Genomic DNA, 22,580 nt, shown 5'->3' with positions numbered 1-22,580 from the left:
ATCCCCCACCCTGAGGACTCACCCATGCGCACCCGACATCGGGCGGTGAGGCTGGGCGCGGCGGTCGCGCTCGCCGCCTCCGCCGCCGTCAGCCCGGCCGCGTTCGCGGCCAACCCGATCGTGACGAGCTACTACACCGCCGACCCCGCGCCCCTGGTCGTCGGCAACACCATGTACATCTACGCGGGCCGTGACGAAGCGCCCGCGGGCACGAACAACTTCGTCATGCGCGAGTGGCGGGTGCTGTCCTCGACGGACGCCGCCACGTGGACCGACCACGGCGCGAAGGCGAACATCGGCACGTTCGCGTGGGCGGGCGCGGACGCGTGGGCGAGCGAGGTGGAGCCGCGCAACGGCAAGTACTACTGGTACACCTCGGTCAACGGCAACGGCGCGGGCTGGATGGACATCGGCGTCGCGGTCGGCGACAGCCCGCTCGGCCCGTTCCGCGACGCCAAGGGCGGGCCGCTGGTCAGCGACAGCACGCCCAACTCGTCGGGGTTGAACATCGACCCGACGGTGTTCACCGACGACGACGGCCGGTCCTACCTGTACTGGGGTGGCTACTGGGGCGCGCGGGCGGCGAAGCTCAAGCCGAACATGATCGAGCTGGACGGCCCGGTGGTCACGCCGCAGGGCTTGGCGAACTTCTGGGAAGCGCCCTGGATGTTCAAGCGCAACGGCCTGTACTACCTGATGTACGCGGCCAACGACACCAACGGCTGCGTGACGGACTCGAACTACGCCTGCCAGCGCTACGCCACCGCCACCAGCCCGCTGGGGCCGTGGACGCACCGCGGCGTCGTGCTCGACCGGGTCTCCTCGACCACCAACCACGCGGGCGTGGTGGAGTTCAACGGCCAGTGGTACATCGTCTACCACAACGCCGACGCGCCCGGCGGCGGCAACTTCCGCCGGTCCGTGGCGGTGGACCTGCTGCACTTCAACGCCGACGGCACGATGCGCAAGGTCACCCAGACCACGACCGGCCCGCCGCCCAACCCCGGCGGCGGCAGCGGCACGAACCTCGCCCCGTCGGCGACCGCGTCCACCTCGCACGTCTCGGCGTGGGAGTCGTTGGCGGCGCTGAACAACGGCGGCACGCCCGCGAACTCCGCGGACCGCTCGAACCTCGCCTACGGCAACTGGCCCGAGCGCGGCACGCAGTGGGTCGAGTACCAGTGGCCGACGGCCAAGTCGGTCGACCGCGTGGCCACGTACTGGTTCGACGACGACCAGGGCATCGACCTGCCCGCGTCGTGCGTGGTGCAGTACTGGAACGGCAGCGCGTACGTCGACGTGCCCGGCCAGTCGGCGTGCGGCGTCGCCGGGAACGCGTTCAACACCACCACGTTCACCGCCGTGAGCACCACGCGGCTGCGGTTGTCGATCACCTCGAAGCCCGACTTCTCCACGGGGGTGTTGGAATGGCAAGCCTTCCAGGCGTGACCCGGCGGTTGGCGGCCGCGGTGGTGCTCGCCGCGCTGCTCGTGCCCGTGCCGAGCGCTTCGGCCGCGCAGACGATCGGTTACCCGACGTTCAACGGCCCTTCGGTGCCCGCGCCGCCGGTCGGCTACAGCACCGGCAGCACCATGCGCGCCATCTACGACGCGGAGAGCGGCGGCACGGACTTCTGGGTGGACCGCCTGCTCGCGCGTCCGGGCAACGACCCCGCCGGGCCGTGGCTGATGACCCGGGGTCGCGGGCTGTTCATGTACACCCACGACCCGGCGGTCGTCGGCTTCGGCGGCAACGCCGCGTACTGGGACAACATCAGCAGCCAGAACGCGTACGCCGTCACCGTGGGCTCGGGGGCGTTGACCGAGCAGGTGTCGAGCCGCCGGCAGGCGCCGAGCCACTGGAAGGGCGTCTACACCGGCGCGGGCGTGCGGGTCGAGGTGGCGAAGTTCATCACGCACAACAACGTCGCCGTCACCAACCTGACCGTCACCAACACCGGCTCGGCGTCGGCGACCCTGCCGCTGCGCGTCACGTCCCCGTACGCGACCGCGGTCAGCGGCGCGGAGCTGACCGGGTCGCGGCAGGTGAAGAACAACCTGACCACCATCCGGCCGAGGCTGTCCGGCGACGGGTTCACCGCGGCGAGCGGCGCGCTGACCCGGTCGCTCACGCTGGGCGCGGGCCAGTCGGCCACCACCAAGGTCGTGATGGGCTTCGTCACCGACGAGATCCCCGAGTCGCTGACCGAGTACAACGCCTACCGCGGCCACTCGCCGTCGGTCGCGTTCGCCACCCACGTGCGCGACTACAACCGGTGGTGGGCCGACAACATCCCCTACATCGACGTGCCCGACCCGGCGATCAAGAAGAACGTCTACTACCGGTGGTGGCTGATGCGCTTCAACCACCTGGACGTGGACATCCCGGGCCAGGACTTCCAGTTCCCGGTCTCGATCGAGGGCGTCACCGGCTACAACAACGCGATCGCGCTGACCCAGCCGATGCACATCGACGACCTGAAGTACCTGCGCGACCCGGTGTACTCCTACGGGCCGTGGCTGTCGGTCGGCCAGTCGTCCAAGGGCGGCCGGTTCATGGACAACCCGGGCGACCCGGAGAACTGGTCGAACTCCTACACCCAGTACATCTCCGAGGCGGCGTGGCGCAGCTACCAGATCCACGGCGGCCAGCCCGCCGTCGCGGGGAACCTGGCCAAGTACGCCGAAGGTGACGTCAAGGGCCAACTGGCGACGTTCGACACCAACAACAACGGCGTGATCGAGTACGACTGGGGCGCGATGACCGGCAACGACGCCGACGCGGTGTCGTTCGACTGGCGCGCGGGCAACCTCGACCGGGCGGAGACGGCGTACGTGTGGAGCGGTGCGATGGCCGCGCAGCAGGCGTACGCGGTGATCGGTGACACGGCCAAGGCGAACGAGATGCAAACGCTTGCCGACCGCATCCGCACCGGCGTGGTGAACACCCTGTGGAACCCGTCCCGGCAGCTGCTGGAGCACAAGCACGTGGCCACGAACACGCACGTGCCGTGGAAGGAGATCAACAACTACTACCCGTTCTCGGTCGGCCTGATGCCGAGCACCGACCAGTACAAGCAGGCGCTGCGGCTGTTCGCGGACCCGGCCGAGTACCCGGTGTTCCCGTTCTACACGGCCAACCAGCGTGACAAGGCCGAGGCCGCGCAGGCGGGTCACCCCGGGTCGAACAACTTCTCCACGATCAACTCGACCGTGCAGTTCCGGCTGTACTCGTCGGTGCTGCGCAACTACCCGAACCAGTGGATGACCGCCGAGGACTACAAGAAGCTGCTCTACTGGAACGCCTGGGCGCAGTACATCGGCGGCAACACGCAGTGGCCCGACGCCAACGAGTTCTGGGCGAACTGGAACGCGGGCTCGAAGACCATCGACTACCGCTCGTGGATCCACCACAACATCCTCGGCAGCAGCAACTGGACCGTGATCGAGGACGTCGCCGGGCTGCGGCCGCGCACCGACACCCGCGTGGAGCTGTCGCCGATCGCCATCGGCTGGTCGCACTTCGCGGTGAACAACCTGCGCTACCGCAACATGGACCTCAGCGTGGTGTGGGACGACCCGGCCGACGGCGTCACCCGCTACAACGGCGTGCCGCAGGGGTACTCGGTCTACTTGAACGGCACCCGCGCCTTCACCGTCGACCGGCTCACCCGCGTGCTCTACAACCCGGCCAACGGCGAGGTCACGTTCCCGTCCGGCGCGGGCACGGTGACCTACAGCGCGGCCGTGAGCGGGTTGCAGGCGCCGCAGAACGTGGCGCACGGCAGCGCGCGGATGGTGGACATGTTCGCCAAGGCGGGCGTGGACCTCACCTCGACCGCGCCGAACCTGGCGCAGGGCGCGGCCGTCACCGCGTCCTACACCGCGTCCGGCACGTCGGTCGGCGCGGCGGTCGACGGGTTCCCGATCAACGAGCCGCTCTGGGGCACCTCGGGGTCGCCCAACGCCTCGGACTGGTACGAGATCGACTTCCGGCAGCAGCGCACGGTGGACGAGGCGCGGCTGTACTTCCGCGACGACCGGGCGGGCAACCGCTACCGCGCGCCGTCGTCGTACGCGATCCAGTACTGGAACGGCTCGTCCTGGGTGAACGCGGCGGCGCAGTCCAAGACGCCGACCACGCCGAAGGCCAACTACAACCGGGTCCGGTTCACGCCGGTGTCCACGCAGCGGTTGCGGGTGCAGGTGACGCACGCGTCCGGGTTCAAGACCGGGTTGACCGAGGTGAAGGTGCACAGCCGGGGTGGCGGTGGCGAGCCGCCGCCGGCGAACCTGGCCGCGAGCGCCACGCCGTCGGCGTCCTACACCTCGCCGTGGGAGTCGGTGGCTGCGATCAACGACGGCATCGACCCGCCGTCGTCCGACGACGCGGTGAACCCGCGGTGGGGCACCTGGCCGAACACCGGTGAGCAGTGGGCCGAGCTGACGTGGGCGTCGGCGCAGTCGGTGCGGTCGGCGCGGGTGTACTTCTTCGACGACGACGGGGGAGTGCGCGTGCCGGCGTCGTGGAAGCTCCAGCACTGGAACGGCTCGGCCTACGTCGACGTGCCGGGTGCGAGCGGCTACCCGGTCGCGCCGGACGCCTACCAGGAGGTGACGTTCACGCCGGTGAGCACGACCCGGTTGCGGGTGGTGCTGCAGAGCGGCGCGGGGTCGGTCGGCTTGTTGGAGGTCAAGGCGTTCGGGTGAGGCGGAACGCCGAACGGGGACCGGCCGTGCGGGCCGGTCCCCCGTTCGCGCGCGACGGTGTCAGCAGCCGCCGCAGTTGTAGTAAGTGACGTCCCAGTGGTTGCTCTCGAGGTAGTAGACGTTCCCCGAGCCGGACTGCCACTTGTTGCCGCCGATGTAGGTGAAGGTGCCGCGGATGTAGTTGCCGAGGCAGGTGGAGAGGCTGTAGTCGAGCTTGTAGCCGTTCCAGTGGCTGTAGGTGCCGCTGGCGTGGCCGGTCTCGGTGCCGCCGGTGATGTTGAGGGCGCAGCCGGTGGCCCGCTTGAGGGTCTCGGCGCCCTGGACCGTGGTCAGGTTGATCTGCTCGAACGACGTGCAGGTGGAGTTGTAGCGGTCGCTGCACCCGCCGCTGGACGACCAGGTGATGCCCGCGGTGCGGAAGCGGGACGCGGCCTGCGAGTGGGTCAGCTTCGTGACCAGCGCGGTGACCGGGGTGTCGGCGGCGGGGGCGAAGACGGTGTCCTCGGCGGGCTGGGCAGGTGCGGCGGAGGCCGCGGTCGCGCCGGTGATGGTGAGCAGTGCCGTGGCGGCGGCCACGACGGCGGCGCGGAATCGACCGGTACGCATGGGGGACTGTCCTTTCGACGGACACCCCTCGTCGCCCTGGGGGACCGGGTCGGCGCAGGGGTGTTGCAGGGGTCGTCGGACAGCAGCCTAGGGGCCGGCAACTTACCGCACAGCAGCCAAGTGGGAGATTTTCCGACTACGTCGATCATGGTATGGCCGACCGGCCCGTGTCGGGATTGTCCGAATCCTTCCTTGCCGGTTCCCGGCAACCAAGCCGTCGGGGAGCGGCCGGGAAGCGACGTTGTCCGGCGAGGTCGCCGGGACCATCATTGGTGCAGGTCAGGAGAGGTCCGACGGGGGTCGGAGAGGGGCCTGGCCGGGGGGATGCGGGGGACGGGGGATCAGGGGGGAAGTCGGGGGAAACAGGGGGAACGGGGAAGCGGTTCACGCCCGTCGGGGAGCGGGAACCGGTCGGCGCGCCGACGCACGGGCAGCACTACGGCCGTGCTTCGGTGCGCCGACCTGTCCGTCCGGCCACTCCCGGTGCGGCGGGAAATCGGCCGGCGCGATCCGGGTGTCCGCTCTACGGTGTCCGACGACGGGTGATCGAGCCTTTGAGGAGGAGTGGGATGCGGCGAGTCGACGGTGTCTTCCGTTCCGGTGCCCCTTCCCACACCCGCGAGGACCGCCATCACCACCCGAACCCTCAACCTGGGCGTGCTCGCGCACGTCGACGCCGGTAAGACCAGCCTCACCGAGCGGCTGCTGTTCGAGCACGGGACGATCCCGCGGCTGGGCAGCGTCGACGGCGGTGACACGCAGACCGACAGCGGCGAGCTGGAACGCCGCCGCGGCATCACGATCCGCTCCGCCGTCGCGTGGTTCACCGTCGGCGACCTCCAGGTGAACCTGGTGGACACGCCGGGGCACCCGGACTTCATCGCCGAGGTGGAACGCGCCCTGTCCGTGCTCGACGGCGCGGTGCTGGTGCTCTCGGCGGTCGAGGGCGTGCAGGCGCAGACGACAGTGCTGATGAGGTCGTTGCGGCGGCTGCGGCTGCCCACGCTCGTCTTCGTCAACAAGGTCGACCGCGTCGGCGCGCGGTACGACGACCTGCTGGCCGAGATCCGCCGCAGGCTCACGCCCGCCGTCGTGCCGATGGCGCGGGTCGACCGGCTCGGCACCCGGGAGGCGGGGGTGGTGGCCCGGTCGTTCGCCGACCGGTCGTTCGCGGCGGAGGTGGCGGAGGTGGTGGCCGAGCACGACCTCTCGCTGCTGGCCCGGGTGGTCGACGGCGAGGTGCCCGACGACGTCGCCGGGCCGTTGCGCGACCAGACGTGCCGCGGCCTGGTGCACCCGGTGTACTTCGGCTCGGCGATGTCGGGCGCGGGGACGGCCGAGCTGACCGACGGGGTGCGGAGGTTCCTCGCGCCACGCCCGGTGGTGTCGGACGAGCCGCGCGGCACGGTCTTCGCGGTCGAGCGCACCGGCCAGGGCGAGAAGGTCGCCTACCTGCGGATGTTCTCCGGCGCGGTGCGCGGTCGGCAGCGGTTGGCGTTCCGGCGGCGCGGGGCTTCGGGCGCGGTGGAGGAGTACCGGGGGCGCGTGGCCGGGCTGGAGGTCGTCGGTCGGGGTTCCGGCCCGTTGACCGCCGGGGACATCGGCCGGGTGCGCGGTCTGCCGCAGGTGCGCGTGGGCGACCGGTTGGGCGCGGACGACGACGGGCCGGGGGTGCGCTTCTCGCCGCCGATCCTGGAGTCCGTCGTCCGGCCGGCGGAGCCGGGCCGCGAGGTCGAGCTGCACGCCGCGCTCACCCGGCTGGCCGACGAGGACCCGTTGATCCGGACCCGGGCGGCCGGTGGCGGTGCGACGTCCGTGCTGCTCTACGGGGCCGTGCAGCGGGAGGTGATCGCCGAGCGGTTGTCCCGCGAGTTCGGCGTCGCGGCGGTGTTCGAGCAGGCCAGGCCGGTGTACTTCGAGCGGCCGGTGGGGCGTGGCGAGGCCGTGCACGAGTTCCGCCCGCGCGGGCCGAACGACTTCTGGCAGACCGTCGGCGTGCGCGTCGAGCCGTTGCCGCCGGGCACCGGGAACGAGGTCACCCGGGAAGCGCAGTTGGGGCTGCTGCCCAGGGCCTACCACCGCGCCATCGAGGAGGCGGTGGCGACGACGCTCCAGCAGGGCCTGCACGGGTGGGAGGTGACCGACTGCGCGGTGACCATCACGCGGGTCGGCTACCAGGCGCCGAACACCGTCGCCGCCGACTTCCGCCACCTCACGCCCGTGGTGCTGCTGCGGGCGTTGCGCGACGCGGGCAGCGCCGTGCACGAACCGGGGTACCGGGTCGAGGTGGAGGTGCCGGACGACGCGCTGAGCGCGGTGACCGGTCTGCTGGTCTCGCTGGGCGCCGACCTGCGGCCCGCGGTGGAGTCCGGTCCGGGGTGGCTGGTGCCCGGCGACATCCCCGCCCGCTCGCTGCACGACCTGGCCGCCGCCCTGCCCGGCCTGACCCGCGGCGAGGGGAGCGTCTGGCACGAACCGGGCCCGGCCCGCCGCGTGCGGGGACCGGCGCCGACCCGGCCGAGGACGGACGGCAACCCGCTGGACCACGACGAGTACCTGCGGTTCCTGTCGAACCGGAACCTGGCCGTCCCGTGACCGGCTAGGTGGGGAACATCGAGCCCGCGAACGCCCGCACCATCGCCTCCGGGTCGCGGTCGGCGTGGGACAGCGCGCCGGTGTTCCACAGCGTCGCGAAGCCGTGCACGAGCGACCAGGCGGCGACCGAGGTCAGCTCGGGGTCGGGCCGGTCGGCGACGCCGCCCGCCAGCGCCGCCCAAGCCCGGTCCCGCGCCCGGACCAGCGCCGGGTCGTCGTCGTGGAGGAGGTCGGGCCGGAACATCACCTCGAAGTGGGCCCGGTGGTCGACCGCGAAGCGCACGTAGGCGGCGCCGAGCTCGACGATGTCGCCGCCCGTCGCCACGGTCGCGTCCAGCGCGTCGGCCAGCAGGTCGAAGCCCTCGGCGGCGAGCGCGGTGAGCACGCCGGCCTTGTCCTTGAAGTGGTGCACCGGCCCGGCGTGCGACACGCCGACCCGTCGGGCCAGGTCGCGCAGGCCGACACCGGCCGGTCCGTGCTCGGTGATCGCGTCCACGGCCGCGTCCAGGACGGCGCGGCGGAGATCGCCGTGGTGGTAGGGGCGTCGGGGGGTCACCGCGGCAGCGTACCGCGATCTAGTCATTGACAAGTTCGCGGGTCGGAGTGCATCTTTTCACTGTCAAGTTCATGTTGTCGAAGGAGTGCCCGTGGCGCCGCTCGTGATCCTCGTCCTCGTCACCCTCGCGTTGGCGGGCCTGCGCGCCGCCGGCGTCACCCGCCTCCCGGCGTGGCCGTTCGCCCTCCAGTGCGGGGTCGCGGCGATGTTCGTGGCGACCGGGACGGCGCACTTCGTCGGCATGCGGGAGGAGCTGATCGCGATGGTGCCGCCCGCCGTCCCGGCACCCGGGCTGGTGGTCACGGTGACCGGCCTGCTCGAACTCGCGGGCGCGGCGGGCGTGCTGTGGCGTCGGACCGCGCCGTGGGCGGCGGCCGGGCTCACCGCGATGCTGATCGGCATGTTCCCGGCCAACGTCTACGCCGCCGAACAGGGCATCTCACCCTCGTTCGGCGACGCGTTGCTGCCGCGCACGATCATGCAGGTCGTGTTCCTCGCGGCCACGGTGACGATCGTGGTGCACTTCGCGCGAGCCCGGTCCTCGCGGGCAGCGGTGGACGCGGTGGGCTGACCGCGTCAGCGGAGGAGCGACCGCGCGCCGTCACCGACCGCGTCGACACGTTGCCGCCACGCCGTCCCCGCCGTGCCGCGCGCGGCGTTACGCCCTCCGCGCGCGGGGTAACCCACGGTAGGTGTCGTGACGCGACGAGGAGGGACCCGCGTGAACGCGCAGCTCGGGGACCACGAACCGGACCCGCCGGACCCGCCGGACCCGTCGGCGCCGGATCCCGTCCCGCGCCGGCCGCAACCGCCCGGCCCCGACCCGGTGCCGCCCAGGCCGCTGCCGCCGCCGACGCCGCCGACGGCCGGCCGCTGATCCGTCGTGGGCATCGGCGGGCTCACCTGGGCGCTCACCATCGGCCTGGTCGTCGTGCTGCTGGTGGTGGACCTGGTGCTGGCCGGGGTGCGCCCGCACCGCGTGAAGATCGGCGAGGCGACCGCGTGGTCGGTGGGCTACGTGCTGATCGCCCTGCTGTTCGGCGTGTGGTTCACGCTGTCGCACGGCAGCCAGGCGGGCGTCGAGTACTTCGTCGGCTACCTGGTGGAGAAGAGCCTGTCGGTCGACAACCTGTTCGTGTTCGTGATCATCATGTCCACGTTCGCCGTGCCGGAGGCGCACCAGCACAAGGTGCTGACGTTCGGCATCGCGCTGGCGCTGGCGCTGCGCGGGGTGTTCATCGCGGTGGGCGCGACGCTGCTGGCGCTGTTCTCGTTCGTGTTCCTGGTGTTCGGGCTGCTGCTGCTCTACACGGCCGTGCAGCTGTACCGGCACCGCGACGAGGACCCGGACGTCGAGGACAACGTCGTGGTCAAGACCGCGCGGCGGGTGCTGCCGATCGCCGACGACTACGACGACGGGAAGCTGTTCACCCGGTCCGACGGTCGGCGGGTCGCCACACCGCTGTTCGTGGTGCTGCTCGCGATCGGCAGCATCGACGTGCTGTTCGCCCTGGACTCGATCCCGGCGGTCTTCGGCATCACGTCCGAGCCCTACGTCGTGTTCGCCGCCAACGCGTTCGCGCTGCTCGGGCTGCGAGCGCTGTTCTTCCTGGTCAAGGGGCTGCTGGACCGGCTGGTGTACTTGTCGACGGGCCTGGCGCTGATCCTGGCGTTCATCGGGGTCAAGCTGATCCTGCACTGGGCGCACGAGTCCCTGGACCCCCGCGTGCCGGAGGTCCCGACGCTGGTGAGCCTCGCCGTCATCGCGGTCGTGCTGGCCGTCGTCACGGTCGCCAGCCTCGCCAAGACCCGCCGCGACCCCTCCGTGAAGGCCCGCCCCGGCTCCCTCCGCGCCCGCCGCCGCGCCGAGGCCCGCGACCACCCCTGACCGCGTGGACGCGCACGGGGATCAGCGGGCGAGGAGGGCGCGCAGGGCCTGCACGACCTCGCCGGGCGCCTCCTCGGCCATGAAGTGGCCGCACGACACGGTCCGGTGCTCCAGGTCCGGCGCCCACGCCCGCCACCGGGCGGCGGCGTCGAAGCCCAGCGCCGAGCCCCAGTCCTGCTGGAGCACGGTCACCGGCATGCGCAGCCGGTTCCCCGCGTCGCGGTCGGCCAGGTCGTCCGCCACGTCCACCGTCGCGGACGCCCGGTAGTCCGCGACGATCGACGGCACGGCCTCGCGCGACGCCTTCAGGTACGCCGCGCGCACGTCGGCCGGGATGGACGCCGGGTCGTTGGTCCACACGTCGAGGAAGTGGCCGAAGAACGCGTCCGCCGAAGCCCCGATCATCGCCTCCGGCAGGCCGGGCGCCTGGGCCATCAGGTACAGGTGGAAGCCGACGGCCGCGGTGACGCCGTGCATCACGTCCCACATGTCCAGCGTCGGCAGCACGTCCAGCGACGCCAGGTGGGTGACCGCGTCCGGGTGGTCCAGCCCGGCGCGGATCGCCACCAGCGCGCCCCGGTCGTGCCCCGCCAGCGCGAACCGGTCGTGCCCGAGCGCGCGGGCCAGGGCGACGACGTCGGCGGCCATCGTGCGCTTGGCGTAGGTCCGGCCGTCGTCGGCCGGCTTGTCGCTGTCGCCGTACCCGCGCAGGTCGGGGCAGATGACGGTGTGGTCGGCGGCCAGGTCGGCGGCGACGTGCCGCCACATCAGGTGCGTCTGCGGGAAGCCGTGCAGCAGCACCACGGGGCTGCCCGAGCCGCCCACGGCGACGTTGAGCGCCACACCGTCGGCGACGGTGACGCGCTGCTGCGTGAACGAGGTGATCATGTCCTGCTCCGGGGGGTGTCGGCGGCGTTGCGTGACCCACCCTCGGCCACCCCGATCAGCGTTCGATCAGCAACCGCTCACCGCCCGCGAGGTGGCCCCGGACCAGGTCGGATACGTTGTCGGCGATGGTGAGCTTCAGGGTGCTGGGCCCGGTCGAGGCCGTGAACGAACGCGGGCCTACCGACCTCAAGGGTCCGCGGCACCGGGCCGTGCTGGCCCGGCTGCTGGTCGCCGGTGGACGCGTGGTTCCGGTCACCCGGCTCGTGGACGACCTCTGGGACGGTGACGCGCCCGACGGGGCCGTCGGCGCGGTCCAGACGTTCGTGGGCGCGCTGCGCAAGGCCCTCGAACCGGACCGCCCGCCCCGCACGCCCTCGCGGCTGCTGGTGACCGTGCCCCCGGGGTACGCGCTGCGGGCGGAGGACGTCGACGCCCGGCGGTTCGAGGCCGCGGTCGCCGAGTCGGCCCGGCTGCTGGCCGCCGATCGCGCCGGGGACGCGAGAGCGCTGCTGGACGAAGCGCTCGAACTGTGGCGCGGCCCGGCCTACGTCGAGTTCGCCGACCGGCCGTGGGCGCACGGCGAGGCCGCCCGGCTGGACGAGGTGCGGCTGCTGGCCGTCGAACGGCGGGCCGAGGCGGCGTTGGCGCTGGGCGACGCGGCGGCCGCGGTGCCGGACCTGCGGGCGCACGTCGCCGCGCACCCGTTGCGCGAGGACGGCCGCCGCCTGCTCGCCCTGGCCCTCTACCGCACCGGCCGCCAGGGCGAGGCGCTGGCCGTGCTGCGCCAGTCCCGCGAGGTGCTGCGCGCGGAGCTCGGCGTCGACCCCGGTCACGCTTTGCGGCAGCTCGAAGCCGACATCCTCACCCACTCGCCGACCCTCGTCCCGCAGCACCGGCACCAGCAGCCGCCGCCACCGGTCCGGTCCACCACCCAGTTCATCGGCCGCGCCGACGAACTGGCCGAGCTGGAGGAAGCGGCCCGGACGGGTCGTCGCCTCGCGTTGATCTCCGGCACCGCCGGAGCGGGCAAGACCGCGCTGGCCCACGAGCTCACCGGACGGCTCGCCGCCGCGGGCTGGACGACCGCCTGGGGCGACTGCGCCGAAGACGCCCCCGCCGCCTGGCCGTGGACGCGGATCGCCGACACCCTCGCCGCCGCGGGCCACCCGCCCCCGGCTCCGCTCGACGACCGGTTCCGGTGGCACCGCGCGCTCGGCGCGCACCTGGCCCGGATCCCGCACCCCGTCCTGCTCGTCCTCGACGACGTCCACTGGGCCGACGAGGACACGCTCGCCCTGGTGACGGCCCTGGCCGCCGGCCACGACGCCGGACACCTCCTGATCGTCGCCACCTACCGCTCCACCGAGATCCCCGCCGCCCTGACCGCCGCGCTGGGCCGCGCCGCCCGCACCGAGCCGACCCGCGTCTACCTGGGCGGCCTGACCGAACCGCAGGTGCGGGACCTGGTCGAGGCCACCACCGACCGCACGCCGACCGACGCCGACGTCCGCGCGATCCACGCCCGCAGCTGCGGCAACCCGTTCTTCGTCCGCGAGCTGACCCGCCTGTGGGAGACCGACCCGGCCCTGCGCACCGTGCCCGCGGGCGTCCGCGACGTCCTGCGCCACCGCCTCGACCGGCTCACCACGACCGCGCGGACCCACCTGCGCCAGGCGTCGGTGCTCGGCCGGGACGTCGACCTGGACGTGCTGATCCCGCTGGCCGGCGACGAGGACGCGGTGCTGGACTCGGTGGATTCAGCGCTGCTCGCCGGTTTCCTGGTCGAACCGGACGCCGAACGGCTGCGGTTCGCGCACGCGCTCGTCCACGAGACCCTGTACGACGACATCCCGCACGCCCGCCGAGCCCGGTGGCACGCGACGGCCGCCGACGTGATCGAACGGCTGCGGCCCGACGACGTGGAAGCCGTCGCGCACCACCTCCTGCGCGCCGGCACCCGGGCCGCCCCCGACCGCACCGCCCGCTACACCCGTGCCGCCGCCGAACGGGCCGAACGCCGCTTCGCACCGCACCAGGCCGCCGCGATGTGGCGGGAAACCGCGGCACGGTCACCCCACGACCCGGAAGCCGTGGCCGGCCTGGTCCGGGCACTGGCCGTGACCGGCGAGCTGGAACAAGCGCGCCGGCACCGCGCGGAAGCGGTCACCGGGGCGGGCGGCGACCCGGTGCTGACCGCCCGCACGGTCGGCGCCTTCGACGTGCCCGCCCTCTGGACCACCAACGACGACGAAGCCCTGTCCGCCCGCCTCGCCGCCGCCGCCGAACGCGCGCTCGACGCCCTCCCGCCCGGCCACGAAGCCGAACGCGCACGCCTGCTGATCACCATCGCCATGGAACGCCGGGCCGACACCGGGCCACGCGGCCGTGCCGCGGCACGGGAAGCCGAGGCCATCGCCCGCGAGCTGGACGACCCGTCGTTGCTGGCACTGGCGCTCAACGGCCGGTTCCTGCACACGTGCGACCGGGCCGGCCTGGCACCCGAGCGGGCCCGCATCGGCGCGGAACTGCTCGACCTCGCCACCCGGCACGGCCTGGTGCCGTTCGAGGTGCTCGCCCACCTGATCCTCGGCCAGGCCCGCGCCGCGCTCGCCGACCTGACCACCGCCGACCACCACGCCGCCGCGGCCGAAGCCCTCGCCGAACGCCACGACCTGCCGCTGGTCGGCGTGTTCACCACCTGGTACCGGGCCCTGCGCCTGGCCGTGACCGGACGGCGGGACGAAGCCCGCGCCGCCTACCGCGCCGCCGCGTCCCGGCTCACCGGCGCCGGGATGCCGGGCGTGGAACGCGGCATCCTGCCACTGGCCCTGATGAGCCTCGGCGACGCGCCGGACGTCGACTACGGCCCGTACGAGCCGTGGGCGCGCCCGATCGTCCTGCTCTCCCAGGGGAAGCGCGCCGAAGCCCTCGCGGCGGACATCCCCGACTCGCCGCACGACCTGCTGTTCGAAGCCCGCACGTGCCTGCACGCCGCGATCGCCGTCGAAGCCGGCGACCTGCCGACCGCGCAACGCCTCTACACCGCACTGCTCCCGGCGGCCGGGGAACTGGCCGGCGCGGGCAGCGGCCTGGTCGCGTTCGGTCCCACCGCACACCACCTGGGCCTCCTCGCCGCCGCGCTCGGCCGTCCCGAACAAGCGGCCGAACACCACCGCCAGGCCCAGGAACTGTCCGCTCTCCTCGACGCTCCACAGTGGACCGGGTGGGACTTCACCTAGTGGTCATCCCAGGGTGCCGGTGGGTGATCACCCCGATCCCGCCCGCACGCGCCCGGCCGTAGGTTCGCGCCGTGACTGGACAACGCTTCCTCGTGCCGGCCCTGATCGCCGGCGCGACCCTCGCCGCCGCCGTCCCCGCGTCGGCCGCCGTGACGTTCGAACTCCCCGCACCCACCGGCCCGCACCGCGTCGGCACCACCGACCTGCACCTGGTCGACCACACCCGCCCCGACCCCTGGCGACCCGACACCGCCCGGCAGCTGATGGTCACCATCCGGTACCCGGCCAAGCCGAGCCCGGCCGACGAAGCACCGTTCATGCCGCCCGCCGTCGCCGAAGCGGTCGCCGCGAGCGACGCCCGCGCCCTGCGCCTCGACCCGGCCGACCTGGACTACGGCTTCCCCACCCACTCCGTCCCCGACGCGCCCGCCGTCCCCGGCCGACGGCCCGTCGTGCTCTACTCACCCGGCCGCGGCAACCCCCGAGCCCTCGGCACCGGCCTCATGGAGCAGTTGGCGAGCAAGGGGTACGTCGTCGTCGCGATCGACCACACCCACGAACCGCTCGCCGTGCAGTTCCCCGACGGCCGGGTCGCACCGCGCGCCATCCCGCCGATCACCACCGACGTCTCCAAGCGGATGATGGCGACCCGCGCGCAGGACACCGGTTTCGTCCTCGACCAACTGGAAGTCCTGGCCGCGGGCGGCAACCCGGACGCGGCCCGCCGCGACCTGCCCCCGGGCCTCGCGCGGTCGCTCGACCTGTCCCGGGTCGGCATGGTCGGGCACTCGGCGGGCGGCTTCACCACCGGCGAGGCCATGCTGGCCGACCGGCGGATCGACGCGGGCGCGAACCTCGACGGCAGCATGGCCTACAACCAGTCCACCGGCGACTTCGGCCGCGTCGCCGACGAAGGGCTCGACCGACCGTTCCTGCTGATGAGCGCAGGTGACCACAGCGCGGCGTCCGACCTGTCGTGGCAGCGGTTCCTGGCCAACCACCGCTCCTGGGTCCGGCAACTGCACCTGCCCGAAGGCGAGCACTCGTCGTTCACCGACCACCAGTCGCTCGTGCCGCACCTGGGCCTCGACCCGGCCGTCACCGCGCCCGTCGTCGGCACCGTCGACCCGGCCCGCAGCACCGCCGCCCAACGCGCCTACCTGACCGCGTTCTTCGACCAGCACCTGCGCCACCGGCCGCGGCACCTGCTCGACGGACCGTCCGACCGGCACCCCGACGTGCGCTTCCTCGGCTGAGCCGTCACCCCCGCCCGCCGGCCCTCGACCCGACCGGGCGCAGGGCGGGGACCAGCGCGAGCGCGGGGACCAGCAGCAGCGGCACGACGAGCAGGGCGCGCAGGACGCCGACGTGGTCACCGAGGAAACCGACCGCGGGCGGCCCGGCCAGGAACGCGGTGTACCCGATGACCGCGACGACACCGACCCGCGCGGCCGCGCGTTCCTCCTCGTCGGCCGCGGCGCTCATGCCGACCGGGAAGCCGAGCGCCGTGCCCAACCCCCACAACGCCACCCCGCCCACCGCCACCACCGGCTCACCGGACAACACCGCCAGGGCCGTTCCGGCGATGGCCAGCAGCATCGAGCCGACCAGCACCGGCAGGCGTCCCCACCGGTCGAGCGCGACCGTGCCCACCACCCGACCGGCCGTCATCGACGTCACGAACACCCCGAACACCACCGCCCCCGCCGCCGCGCCGAACCCGTAGCCGTCCACGAACGCCACCGCGACCCAGTCGTTCGCCGTCCCCTCGGTGAACGCCAGCACCAGCACCAGCAACCCGATCAGCAGCGTCCGCGGTTCACGCCAGGCGGCCAGCACGCCGCTCTTCGCCGCACTGCTCGTGCCGTGGCGGAACGAGCGCGCGGCGACGAGCGTGCCGCCCACCGCGACGACCGCGACGCCCGCCAGGTGCGCGGCCACCGGCAACCGGACCGCGGTCACCACCGCCGCCACCCCGGCCGCCACCACCGTGCCCAGGCTCCAGACCGCGTGGAAGCGCGGCATGACCGTGCGGCCGAGGAGGCGCTCGACGGCGGCGGCTTCGACGTTCATCGCGACGTTGCACGTGCCGGAGCCGTAGCCGAGGAGGAACAGGCCGATCGCGGTCGCGGTGACCGACGGCCAGATCCCGACCGCCGTGCCCACCACCGCCAGTCCCGCGGCCACGCCCATCGTCGCCGCGCAGGCCGTTCGGCGAGCACCGAGCCGGTGCGTCACCTCGCCGGCCGTGAGCATCGCCAGCACCGCGCCCGCCGACATGGCCAGCAGGAGGAGCCCCAGTGCGCCCGCGTCGAGCCCGAGCGCGTCCTTGGCGGCGGGGACGCGGGCGAACCACGACGCCACCGCCACCCCGTTGAGCCCGAACGTCACCGCGACCCCGATGGTCCCCGTCCGCATGCGCCTCACACCTCCGCGTCACCGGTGACGTCGTGACGCGACCTCACCACCGACCTCGACCCCATACGTGGAAGCGCTTCCACCACAAGCCCGGAACCTCCCGATCCGGGACCGGAGCCGGCAGACTCACCACCGTGGTCGAACCCCGCCGTGACGCGACCCTGGCCGACGTCGCCCGCCGCGCCGGCGTCTCCCTCGCCACCGCGTCCCGCGCCCTGACCTCCCGCGGCCCCGCCGCACCCTCCACACGGGACAAAGTCGCCGCCGCCGCCCGCGCCCTGGGCTACCAGCCCAACCCCGCCGCCCGTGCCCTGGCCACCCGCAGCGGCACCCGCGTCGCCGTCGCCGTCGCCGGCCACACCGCCCACGTCCTGAACGACCCCTACGCAGCTCGCGTCACCGCCGCCACCGCCACCGCCGCCGCGTCGCGCGAGGTCGGCGTGTCCCTGCACTGGCTGCCCCTGCACGATCCGGCCGAACTGGCCCGCCTGACCGAGAACCGAGACATCAGCGGCATCATCGTGGTCAACCCGACCCCGGCCGTCCTGGCCACCGTCCCCCGCACCGCCCGCCACCGGGTCGCCGCGATCGGCGTCGGCTCCCGCGACGTGCCGTCCTTCGACGTGGACAACGCCACCGGCACCACCAACGTCCTCCACCACCTGCTCACCGCCGGCCGCCGCCGCATCGCCATGATCACCGGCCCCGAGTGGCTCCCCTGCACCCACCGAGCCCTGACCGCCTACCACCGCGCGACCACCGAAGCCGGCATCCCACCACGCCACGTCCCCGGCGACTTCACCGCCACCCGGGGCGACGCCGCCGCCACCCACATCATCACCCGCTGGCCGGACACCGACGCGATCTTCGCGCTGGGCGACCTCTCGGCCCTGGGCGCCTTGGACGCCCTCCGCCGCACCGGCGTCCAGGTCCCCGGCGACGTCGCCGTAGCCGGCTTCGACGACATCACCTTCGCCGCCCTCAGCCACCCCACCCTCACCACGACCACCAACCCGGTCGAAGCCATCGCAACCGGCGCCACCACCACCATCCTCGACCGCCGCCCAACGGCCCCGCTGACCTTCTTCCCCTCCACGCTCGTGCTGCGGGACAGCGCCTGACCGGCCGCCGGTCGAAGTTCCGCCCGGCGGCCGATCCGGGTGACGGCCAACCTCCGTCCGGCGCCCACGCCGAGGGCCGGCCAAGTCCACGTGACCAGGCCGCGTGCCGACCGGTCGTGAGCGATGACCGTCTCGGCACGTGTGGTCACGGACGCGAGTGGCGGACGGCCTTCGCGTCATGGGTGGCTGTCGAGCGGTCGAAGGCTGTCACGTGGTGGACGGCTGCCGGCCGGACGAGGGCTGCCCGGTGATCGGCTCGGCAGCGCCTTGCCCCGGCTCGACGCTCAACTCCCGCTCGACGCTCAACCACGACTCGGGACTTCACCCCCGCTCGACGCCCGGCGGGGCTCGACCCTGGCCCGACGGTCGGTGCGGCTCCGTGCTCGGGCCCAGCATGCTCGGGCGCAGCGCTTGCCCGGGCTTCACGCATGGGTCCGGGTCGGTGTTCGGGCGGCTGTGCGGGGAGGGCTTGGAGGGCGAGGGATTCGGAGGGCGGGGGCTGGGAGGGCGGGGGCTGGGAGGGCGGGGGCGGGGGGCGGGGGCGAGGGGCGGTGGTTTGGCGGTCGGGGTGGGTGTCGGCCCTCGCAGTTGTGGGGGAGTGGAGGAGGGAGGGTAGGGCGGGGGTTGGTTGCCGGCCTCGTTGTTTCAACCGACGTTCGACGGCGATGATAACGGCGTTTTGCGGAATGGCTCCCTTCAAGTTCACCCATTGGTGGCACCGGAGATCGAACAGTTAGTGCAGGTCAGCGAAGGGATGTTAGCGGGAGATCGGGGTTTCGGCGAATGTGTGGTGACGGCGGTCGATGGCGACGGCGGCCATCAGGACGCACCCGGCCATCGGCAGCAGGAGCGGCGGGAGTTGCCAGGTCACGATCAGCATCACGGCAAGGGACATGACCAAGAGCAGAGAGCCCGCGAAGTCCCGTGTTGCCCGGCGCGCACCCTCGCGCACCACCGAAGCCCAGCGCATCCCGGGCGACCACGAAGCAGCAGCACGAAGGACCACGACCGCCAGCGCGACCGCCGCCACCGAGCACACCACGGCCACGTACCCGCCACCCGCCACCCGCGTCCGCAGGAACACCACGTCCACCACCAGCACGGCGAACCCGGCGACCACACCCACAGACACGACCCACCCGCCCGGCAACGCCGCGCGCACCCGCCCGAAGAACGCCCGCACCGACGTGGTCTCCCCGTCGACGTGAGCCTTGATGTGCGCGCACCCGGCCGCCAGAGCCGGCACCAGGGTCACCACCGGCAGGGCCGCCAGCAGCACCAGCAGCCCCGCCATCAGGCACTCGCCGAACAACGCGAAGCGCTTCATCCCCTCGACCCCGGACTTCACCCCTTCAACCCCGACGTCGACACGCCCTCCACCAGGAACCGCTGGAAGAACAGGAAGAACAGGATCACCGGCACCAGCGCCAGCATCGACATCGCCATCAACGCCCCGAAGTCCGACCCCGATGTCTCGTCGATGAACAACTGCAGCGCCAACGGCAAGGGGTACTTGTCCGGCGTGCTCAGGTAGATCAACGGCCCGAAGAAGTCGTTCCAGCTCCAGATGAACGTGAAGATCGCCGTCGTGATCAGCGCCGGCCGGCACAGCGGCAGGATGATGTGCCAGAACACCGTCCAGTGCCCGGCCCCGTCGATCTTGGCCGACTCGTCCAGCTCCCGCGGCAGCTGCCGGATGAACTGCACGATCAGGAACACGAAGAACGCCTCCGACGCCAGGAACTTGCCCGCCAGCAGCGGCACGTAGGTGTCGACCAGGTCCAGGTTCTGGAACACCACGTACTGCGGGATGATCAGCACGTGGAACGGCAGCAGCAGCGTCGCGATCATGATCGCGAACAGCACCGTCCGACCGCGGAACCGCAGGCGGGCGAACGCGTAGGCCGCCAGCGCCGACGACGCGACCGTGCCCACCACCGACAGCACCGCCAGCACGGTTGAGTTCCAGAAGAACCGGCCCACGCCGACGCCGACCACGCCCTCGAACACCCGCTCGTAGTTCGCGAGCGTCGGCGCGGTCGGCAGCAGTTGCAGGCTGCCCACGATCCCCTCGGACGGCTTGAACGTCGCCGCCGCCACCCACACGATCGGGTACAGCACGATCGCGAGCAGCGCCAGCACGCCCACGTGCCAGAGCACCCTGGTCAACGGCCGCTTCATCGTTTGTCCCCCGAGTCCCCGGAGTAGAAGACCCACCCCCGTGCGGTGCGGAACAGGAACACGGTGACCAGGCCGACGCCCAGCAGCAGCATCCACGCCATCGCCGACGCGTAGCCCATCCGGTAGTCGCCGAAGCCCCGGTCGAACAGGTAGATCGTGTAGAACAACGTGCTGCCCGCGGGCTGCCCGTTCGGCCCGCCCACCACGTACGCCGACGTGAACACCTGGAACGCGTTGATCGTCTCCAGCAGCAGGTTGAAGAACAGCACCGGCGAGATCATCGGCAGCGTGATCGACCAGAACCGCCGCGCCCGGCTCGCGCCGTCGACCTCCGCCGCCTCGTACAGCTCCCGCGGCACCTGCTTCAGCCCCGCCAGGAAGATCACCATCGGCGCGCCGAGCTGCCACGTGGCCAGCAGCACCAGCATCATCAGCGAGAAGTCGGGGTTGCCCGCCCAGCCGCCGGTGTCGATGCCGAACCGCAGCAGCAGCTGGTCGACCACCGAGTCGTCGCTGAACATCATCTTCCACACGATCGCGACGCCGACGCTGCCGCCGATGAGCGACGGCCCGTAGAACGCCGCCCGGTAGAAGCCCTGGCCCGCCCGCTTGCTGTTGAGCAGCATCGCCACGCCCAGCGCGGCGACCAGCTTGATCGGCACGGCCAGCGCCACGTAGATCGCCGTCACCTGGACCGACCGCAGCCACCGCGCGTCGGTGAACATCCGCTGGTAGTTCTCCAGGCCGATCCACGTCGGCGTGTTGAACAGGTCGTAGTCGGTGAACGAGAGGTACAGCGAGGTCGCCATCGGCCCGAGGGTCAGCAGGACGATCCCGATGATCCACGGCGACAGGAACAGGTAGCCCGCCAGGCCGTCACCGGGCAGGCGGGCCCGCTTGCGCGGACCCGGCCCCCCGTCGACGGCGACGTCGGCGCGCCGGTCCGGCGCGATCGTCGCCCGGCTCACGACCCGAGGGTCTCTTCGGCCTCGGTGAAGAACTGCTCGACCGCCTCGTCCACGGAGATGCGGCCGTACTGCAGTTCCTCGGTGATCCGGATGAACGCCTGCTCCAACGTGCCGGCGCCCTTCGGCGGCGCGGGAGGCGTCTTGCCGAACTCGTCCTTCAGCTCGTCCTCGTACGCCGCCACGGCGGCCAGCGGCCCTTCGAGCTGCGCCGCGGCGCGCTGCGCGTTCGTCGGCGGCAGGCCCCGGTTCGCGCCGAAGATCTTGCCGACCTCCGGGTCGTTGACCATGAACGACACCAGCTTGGCCGCCGCCGCCGGGTGCTCGGTCTTCTGCGACACGCTCAGCAGCATCGACGGCTTGAGGTACTGCCCGGAGGTGCCCGACTTGTCGGTCGGCACCGGCCCCAGCTTCAGACCCGGGTTGCCCTTGGCGTAGCGGGCCATGAAGTTGTCCCACCCGAGGTCGCCCGCGACCAGGTTCTGCTCGAGCGCGTGCGCGGGCTTGATCTGCACGCCCTTCTCGATCGGCAGCACGGTCTTGGCGTCCGCCAGGTCCTTGCCCTCCTGCATGAACTCCTTCAGCCGCGCCTTGTCGAAGCCGAGCTCGCCGTCCTCGGTGTAGAGCAGCTTGCCCTCCTGGCGCAGCTGGAGCTCCAGGTTGTAGTAGCTGCCGACGTAGTTGCCGCCGCCGGACACCCCGGTCTTCTCCGCGATCGTCTTGACGGCGTCGCGGTAGTCGTCCCAGGTCCAGCCCTCCTTCGGCTCCTCGACGCCGGCCTGCGCGAACAGCGCGGGGCTGTAGATGTAGCCCCAGGTGTTGCCGCCGGTGGGCACGCCGTACAGCTTGCCGTCGATCTCGCCCGCGCCCTTGAGGCCGGTGAGCAGGTCCCCGAGTTCGAGGTTCTTGCCCTCCTGCTTCTTCAGGTCGTAGAGCGCGTTGCGGTCGGCGTACTCGCGGATGTAGGCGAAGTCCATCTGGAGCACGTCGGGCGCGTTGCCGCCCGCCGTCTCGGTGGCCATCTTCTGCCAGTACGCCTCGAACTCCTGGAAGCTCGGCGTGACCTTGATGTCCGGGTTCTTGCTCTGGAACAGGTCGATCGCCTTCTGCATCAACTCGGCGCGCTCGGCGTTCCCCCACCACGAGAACCGCAGCGTGGCGGGACCGGCCTGGGTCTCGTCGCCGCCGCCACCGCCGCTGCCGCACGCGACAGCCAGCAGCGCGACCAGGGACGTCGCCAAGACTCTGAAACGTTTCAGGGCACCCATTCGGTTCCTCCGGTCTCGACCGCGCCGTGACGGACGCGCGGTGCAGAGGGGAAAGCGCTTTCCGGGAGGCTACGAGCAGGGTGCGCCAACGTCAATGCCCACTTTGGCGGCCGTGCGGCCGCTGGTCGGCCGCCGTCCCCGCCCAC

Annotated in this window: 17 protein-coding genes; 9 read left to right on the top strand and 8 right to left on the bottom strand. The window is 72.4% G+C overall.

Features of this window, described 5'->3' with window-relative positions; all coding sequences use genetic code 11:
* Positions 1 to 24: 24 nt before the first annotated feature.
* On the top strand, positions 25 to 1,449 hold the full coding sequence (locus ACIQMJ_RS32105) for a glycoside hydrolase family 43 protein (protein WP_499764738.1): 1,425 nt from the start codon (positions 25 to 27) through the stop codon (positions 1,447 to 1,449).
* The gene (locus ACIQMJ_RS32100) at positions 1,428 to 4,709 is read left to right on the top strand and encodes a discoidin domain-containing protein (protein WP_499764737.1); all 3,282 of its coding nucleotides are present in this window, start codon (positions 1,428 to 1,430) and stop codon (positions 4,707 to 4,709) included. Before ACIQMJ_RS32105 ends, ACIQMJ_RS32100 begins: the two co-directional genes overlap by 22 nt.
* Positions 4,710 to 4,769: 60 nt before the next feature.
* Here ACIQMJ_RS32100 and ACIQMJ_RS32095 read toward each other — a convergent pair whose 3' ends face one another.
* Entirely contained in the window at positions 4,770 to 5,315 is a 546-nt protein-coding gene (locus tag ACIQMJ_RS32095) for a hypothetical protein (protein WP_499764736.1), read from the bottom strand.
* Between the two features lie 600 nt (positions 5,316 to 5,915).
* Between ACIQMJ_RS32095 and ACIQMJ_RS32090 the strand changes: the two genes are divergently transcribed.
* Complete coding sequence (locus tag ACIQMJ_RS32090; protein ID WP_499764735.1) at positions 5,916 to 7,910, top strand: GTP-binding protein; 1,995 nt, start codon at positions 5,916 to 5,918, stop codon at positions 7,908 to 7,910.
* A gap of 4 nt (positions 7,911 to 7,914) precedes the next feature.
* On the opposite strand, the gene ACIQMJ_RS32085 is transcribed toward ACIQMJ_RS32090, so the two are convergent.
* Positions 7,915 to 8,466 carry a TetR/AcrR family transcriptional regulator gene (locus ACIQMJ_RS32085; protein WP_499764734.1) on the bottom strand — a complete coding sequence of 184 codons (552 nt, stop codon included), beginning with the start codon at positions 8,464 to 8,466 and terminating at the stop codon, positions 7,915 to 7,917.
* A gap of 91 nt (positions 8,467 to 8,557) precedes the next feature.
* On the opposite strand from ACIQMJ_RS32085, the gene ACIQMJ_RS32080 reads away from it, so the two are divergent.
* From ACIQMJ_RS32080 to ACIQMJ_RS32070, 3 genes are all read left to right on the top strand, one after another.
* The gene (locus ACIQMJ_RS32080) at positions 8,558 to 9,037 is read left to right on the top strand and encodes a DoxX family protein (RefSeq protein ID WP_499764733.1); all 480 of its coding nucleotides are present in this window, start codon (positions 8,558 to 8,560) and stop codon (positions 9,035 to 9,037) included.
* A 150-nt stretch (positions 9,038 to 9,187) separates the two neighbouring features.
* Positions 9,188 to 9,343 (top strand): hypothetical protein, encoded by a 156-nt coding sequence (locus tag ACIQMJ_RS32075; RefSeq protein WP_499764732.1) that lies wholly within the window; start codon positions 9,188 to 9,190, stop codon positions 9,341 to 9,343.
* Positions 9,344 to 9,349: 6 nt separating this feature from the next.
* Positions 9,350 to 10,354 (top strand): TerC/Alx family metal homeostasis membrane protein, encoded by a 1,005-nt coding sequence (locus tag ACIQMJ_RS32070; protein WP_499764731.1) that lies wholly within the window; start codon positions 9,350 to 9,352, stop codon positions 10,352 to 10,354.
* A 21-nt stretch (positions 10,355 to 10,375) separates the two neighbouring features.
* Here the strand turns inward: ACIQMJ_RS32070 and ACIQMJ_RS32065 are convergent, their stop codons facing one another.
* The gene (locus ACIQMJ_RS32065; RefSeq protein ID WP_499764730.1) at positions 10,376 to 11,242 is read right to left on the bottom strand and encodes an alpha/beta fold hydrolase; all 867 of its coding nucleotides are present in this window, start codon (positions 11,240 to 11,242) and stop codon (positions 10,376 to 10,378) included.
* 125 nt (positions 11,243 to 11,367) lie between these two features.
* Here ACIQMJ_RS32065 and ACIQMJ_RS32060 point away from each other — a divergent pair, with 125 nt between their 5' ends.
* Complete coding sequence (locus ACIQMJ_RS32060; protein ID WP_499764729.1) at positions 11,368 to 14,481, top strand: ATP-binding protein; 3,114 nt, start codon at positions 11,368 to 11,370, stop codon at positions 14,479 to 14,481.
* 71 nt (positions 14,482 to 14,552) lie between these two features.
* On the top strand, positions 14,553 to 15,737 hold the full coding sequence (locus ACIQMJ_RS32055) for an alpha/beta hydrolase family protein (RefSeq protein WP_499764728.1): 1,185 nt from the start codon (positions 14,553 to 14,555) through the stop codon (positions 15,735 to 15,737).
* Between the two features lie 4 nt (positions 15,738 to 15,741).
* Here ACIQMJ_RS32055 and ACIQMJ_RS32050 read toward each other — a convergent pair whose 3' ends face one another.
* Complete coding sequence (locus ACIQMJ_RS32050) at positions 15,742 to 16,899, bottom strand: MFS transporter (RefSeq protein WP_499764727.1); 1,158 nt, start codon at positions 16,897 to 16,899, stop codon at positions 15,742 to 15,744.
* A 134-nt stretch (positions 16,900 to 17,033) separates the two neighbouring features.
* Between ACIQMJ_RS32050 and ACIQMJ_RS32045 the strand changes: the two genes are divergently transcribed.
* A complete protein-coding gene (locus ACIQMJ_RS32045; protein ID WP_499764726.1) occupies positions 17,034 to 18,020 on the top strand; it encodes a LacI family DNA-binding transcriptional regulator in 987 nt (328 codons plus the stop codon).
* Positions 18,021 to 18,777: 757 nt separating this feature from the next.
* On the opposite strand, the gene ACIQMJ_RS32040 is transcribed toward ACIQMJ_RS32045, so the two are convergent.
* Genes ACIQMJ_RS32040 through ACIQMJ_RS32025 form a run of 4 tightly spaced genes read right to left on the bottom strand, consistent with a single transcriptional unit; the run spans position 18,778 to position 22,407 of the window.
* Entirely contained in the window at positions 18,778 to 19,368 is a 591-nt protein-coding gene (locus tag ACIQMJ_RS32040) for a hypothetical protein (RefSeq protein WP_499764725.1), read from the bottom strand.
* Positions 19,365 to 20,201 (bottom strand): carbohydrate ABC transporter permease, encoded by an 837-nt coding sequence (locus tag ACIQMJ_RS32035; protein ID WP_499764724.1) that lies wholly within the window; start codon positions 20,199 to 20,201, stop codon positions 19,365 to 19,367. The genes ACIQMJ_RS32040 and ACIQMJ_RS32035 overlap by 4 nt, the downstream gene beginning before the upstream one ends.
* Entirely contained in the window at positions 20,198 to 21,169 is a 972-nt protein-coding gene (locus ACIQMJ_RS32030; RefSeq protein ID WP_499764723.1) for a carbohydrate ABC transporter permease, read from the bottom strand. Before ACIQMJ_RS32030 ends, ACIQMJ_RS32035 begins: the two co-directional genes overlap by 4 nt.
* Positions 21,166 to 22,407, bottom strand: a complete 1,242-nt coding sequence (locus ACIQMJ_RS32025; RefSeq protein WP_499764722.1) for an ABC transporter substrate-binding protein — start codon at positions 22,405 to 22,407, stop codon at positions 21,166 to 21,168. Before ACIQMJ_RS32025 ends, ACIQMJ_RS32030 begins: the two co-directional genes overlap by 4 nt.
* Positions 22,408 to 22,580 lie beyond the last annotated feature (173 nt).

Origin of the sequence: Actinosynnema sp. NPDC091369 (genome assembly GCF_044757065.1) — a bacterium.
Lineage (GTDB): Bacteria > Actinomycetota > Actinomycetes > Mycobacteriales > Pseudonocardiaceae > Actinosynnema.
This window is presented reverse-complemented; position numbering and strand designations above follow the sequence as displayed.

Bases quoted from the DNA above. Each gene is read 5' to 3' on its own strand.
- ACIQMJ_RS32060 (WP_499764729.1), top strand. From the start codon at position 11,368: ATGGTGAGCTTCAGGGTGCTGGGCCCGGTCGAGGCCGTGAACGAACGC.
- ACIQMJ_RS32065 (WP_499764730.1), bottom strand. From the start codon at position 11,242: ATGATCACCTCGTTCACGCAGCAGCGCGTCACCGTCGCCGACGGTGTG.
- ACIQMJ_RS32095 (WP_499764736.1), bottom strand. From the start codon at position 5,315: ATGCGTACCGGTCGATTCCGCGCCGCCGTCGTGGCCGCCGCCACGGCA.
- ACIQMJ_RS32105 (WP_499764738.1), top strand. From the start codon at position 25: ATGCGCACCCGACATCGGGCGGTGAGGCTGGGCGCGGCGGTCGCGCTC.
- ACIQMJ_RS32100 (WP_499764737.1), top strand. From the start codon at position 1,428: ATGGCAAGCCTTCCAGGCGTGACCCGGCGGTTGGCGGCCGCGGTGGTG.
- ACIQMJ_RS32035 (WP_499764724.1), bottom strand. From the start codon at position 20,201: ATGAAGCGGCCGTTGACCAGGGTGCTCTGGCACGTGGGCGTGCTGGCG.
- ACIQMJ_RS32050 (WP_499764727.1), bottom strand. From the start codon at position 16,899: ATGCGGACGGGGACCATCGGGGTCGCGGTGACGTTCGGGCTCAACGGG.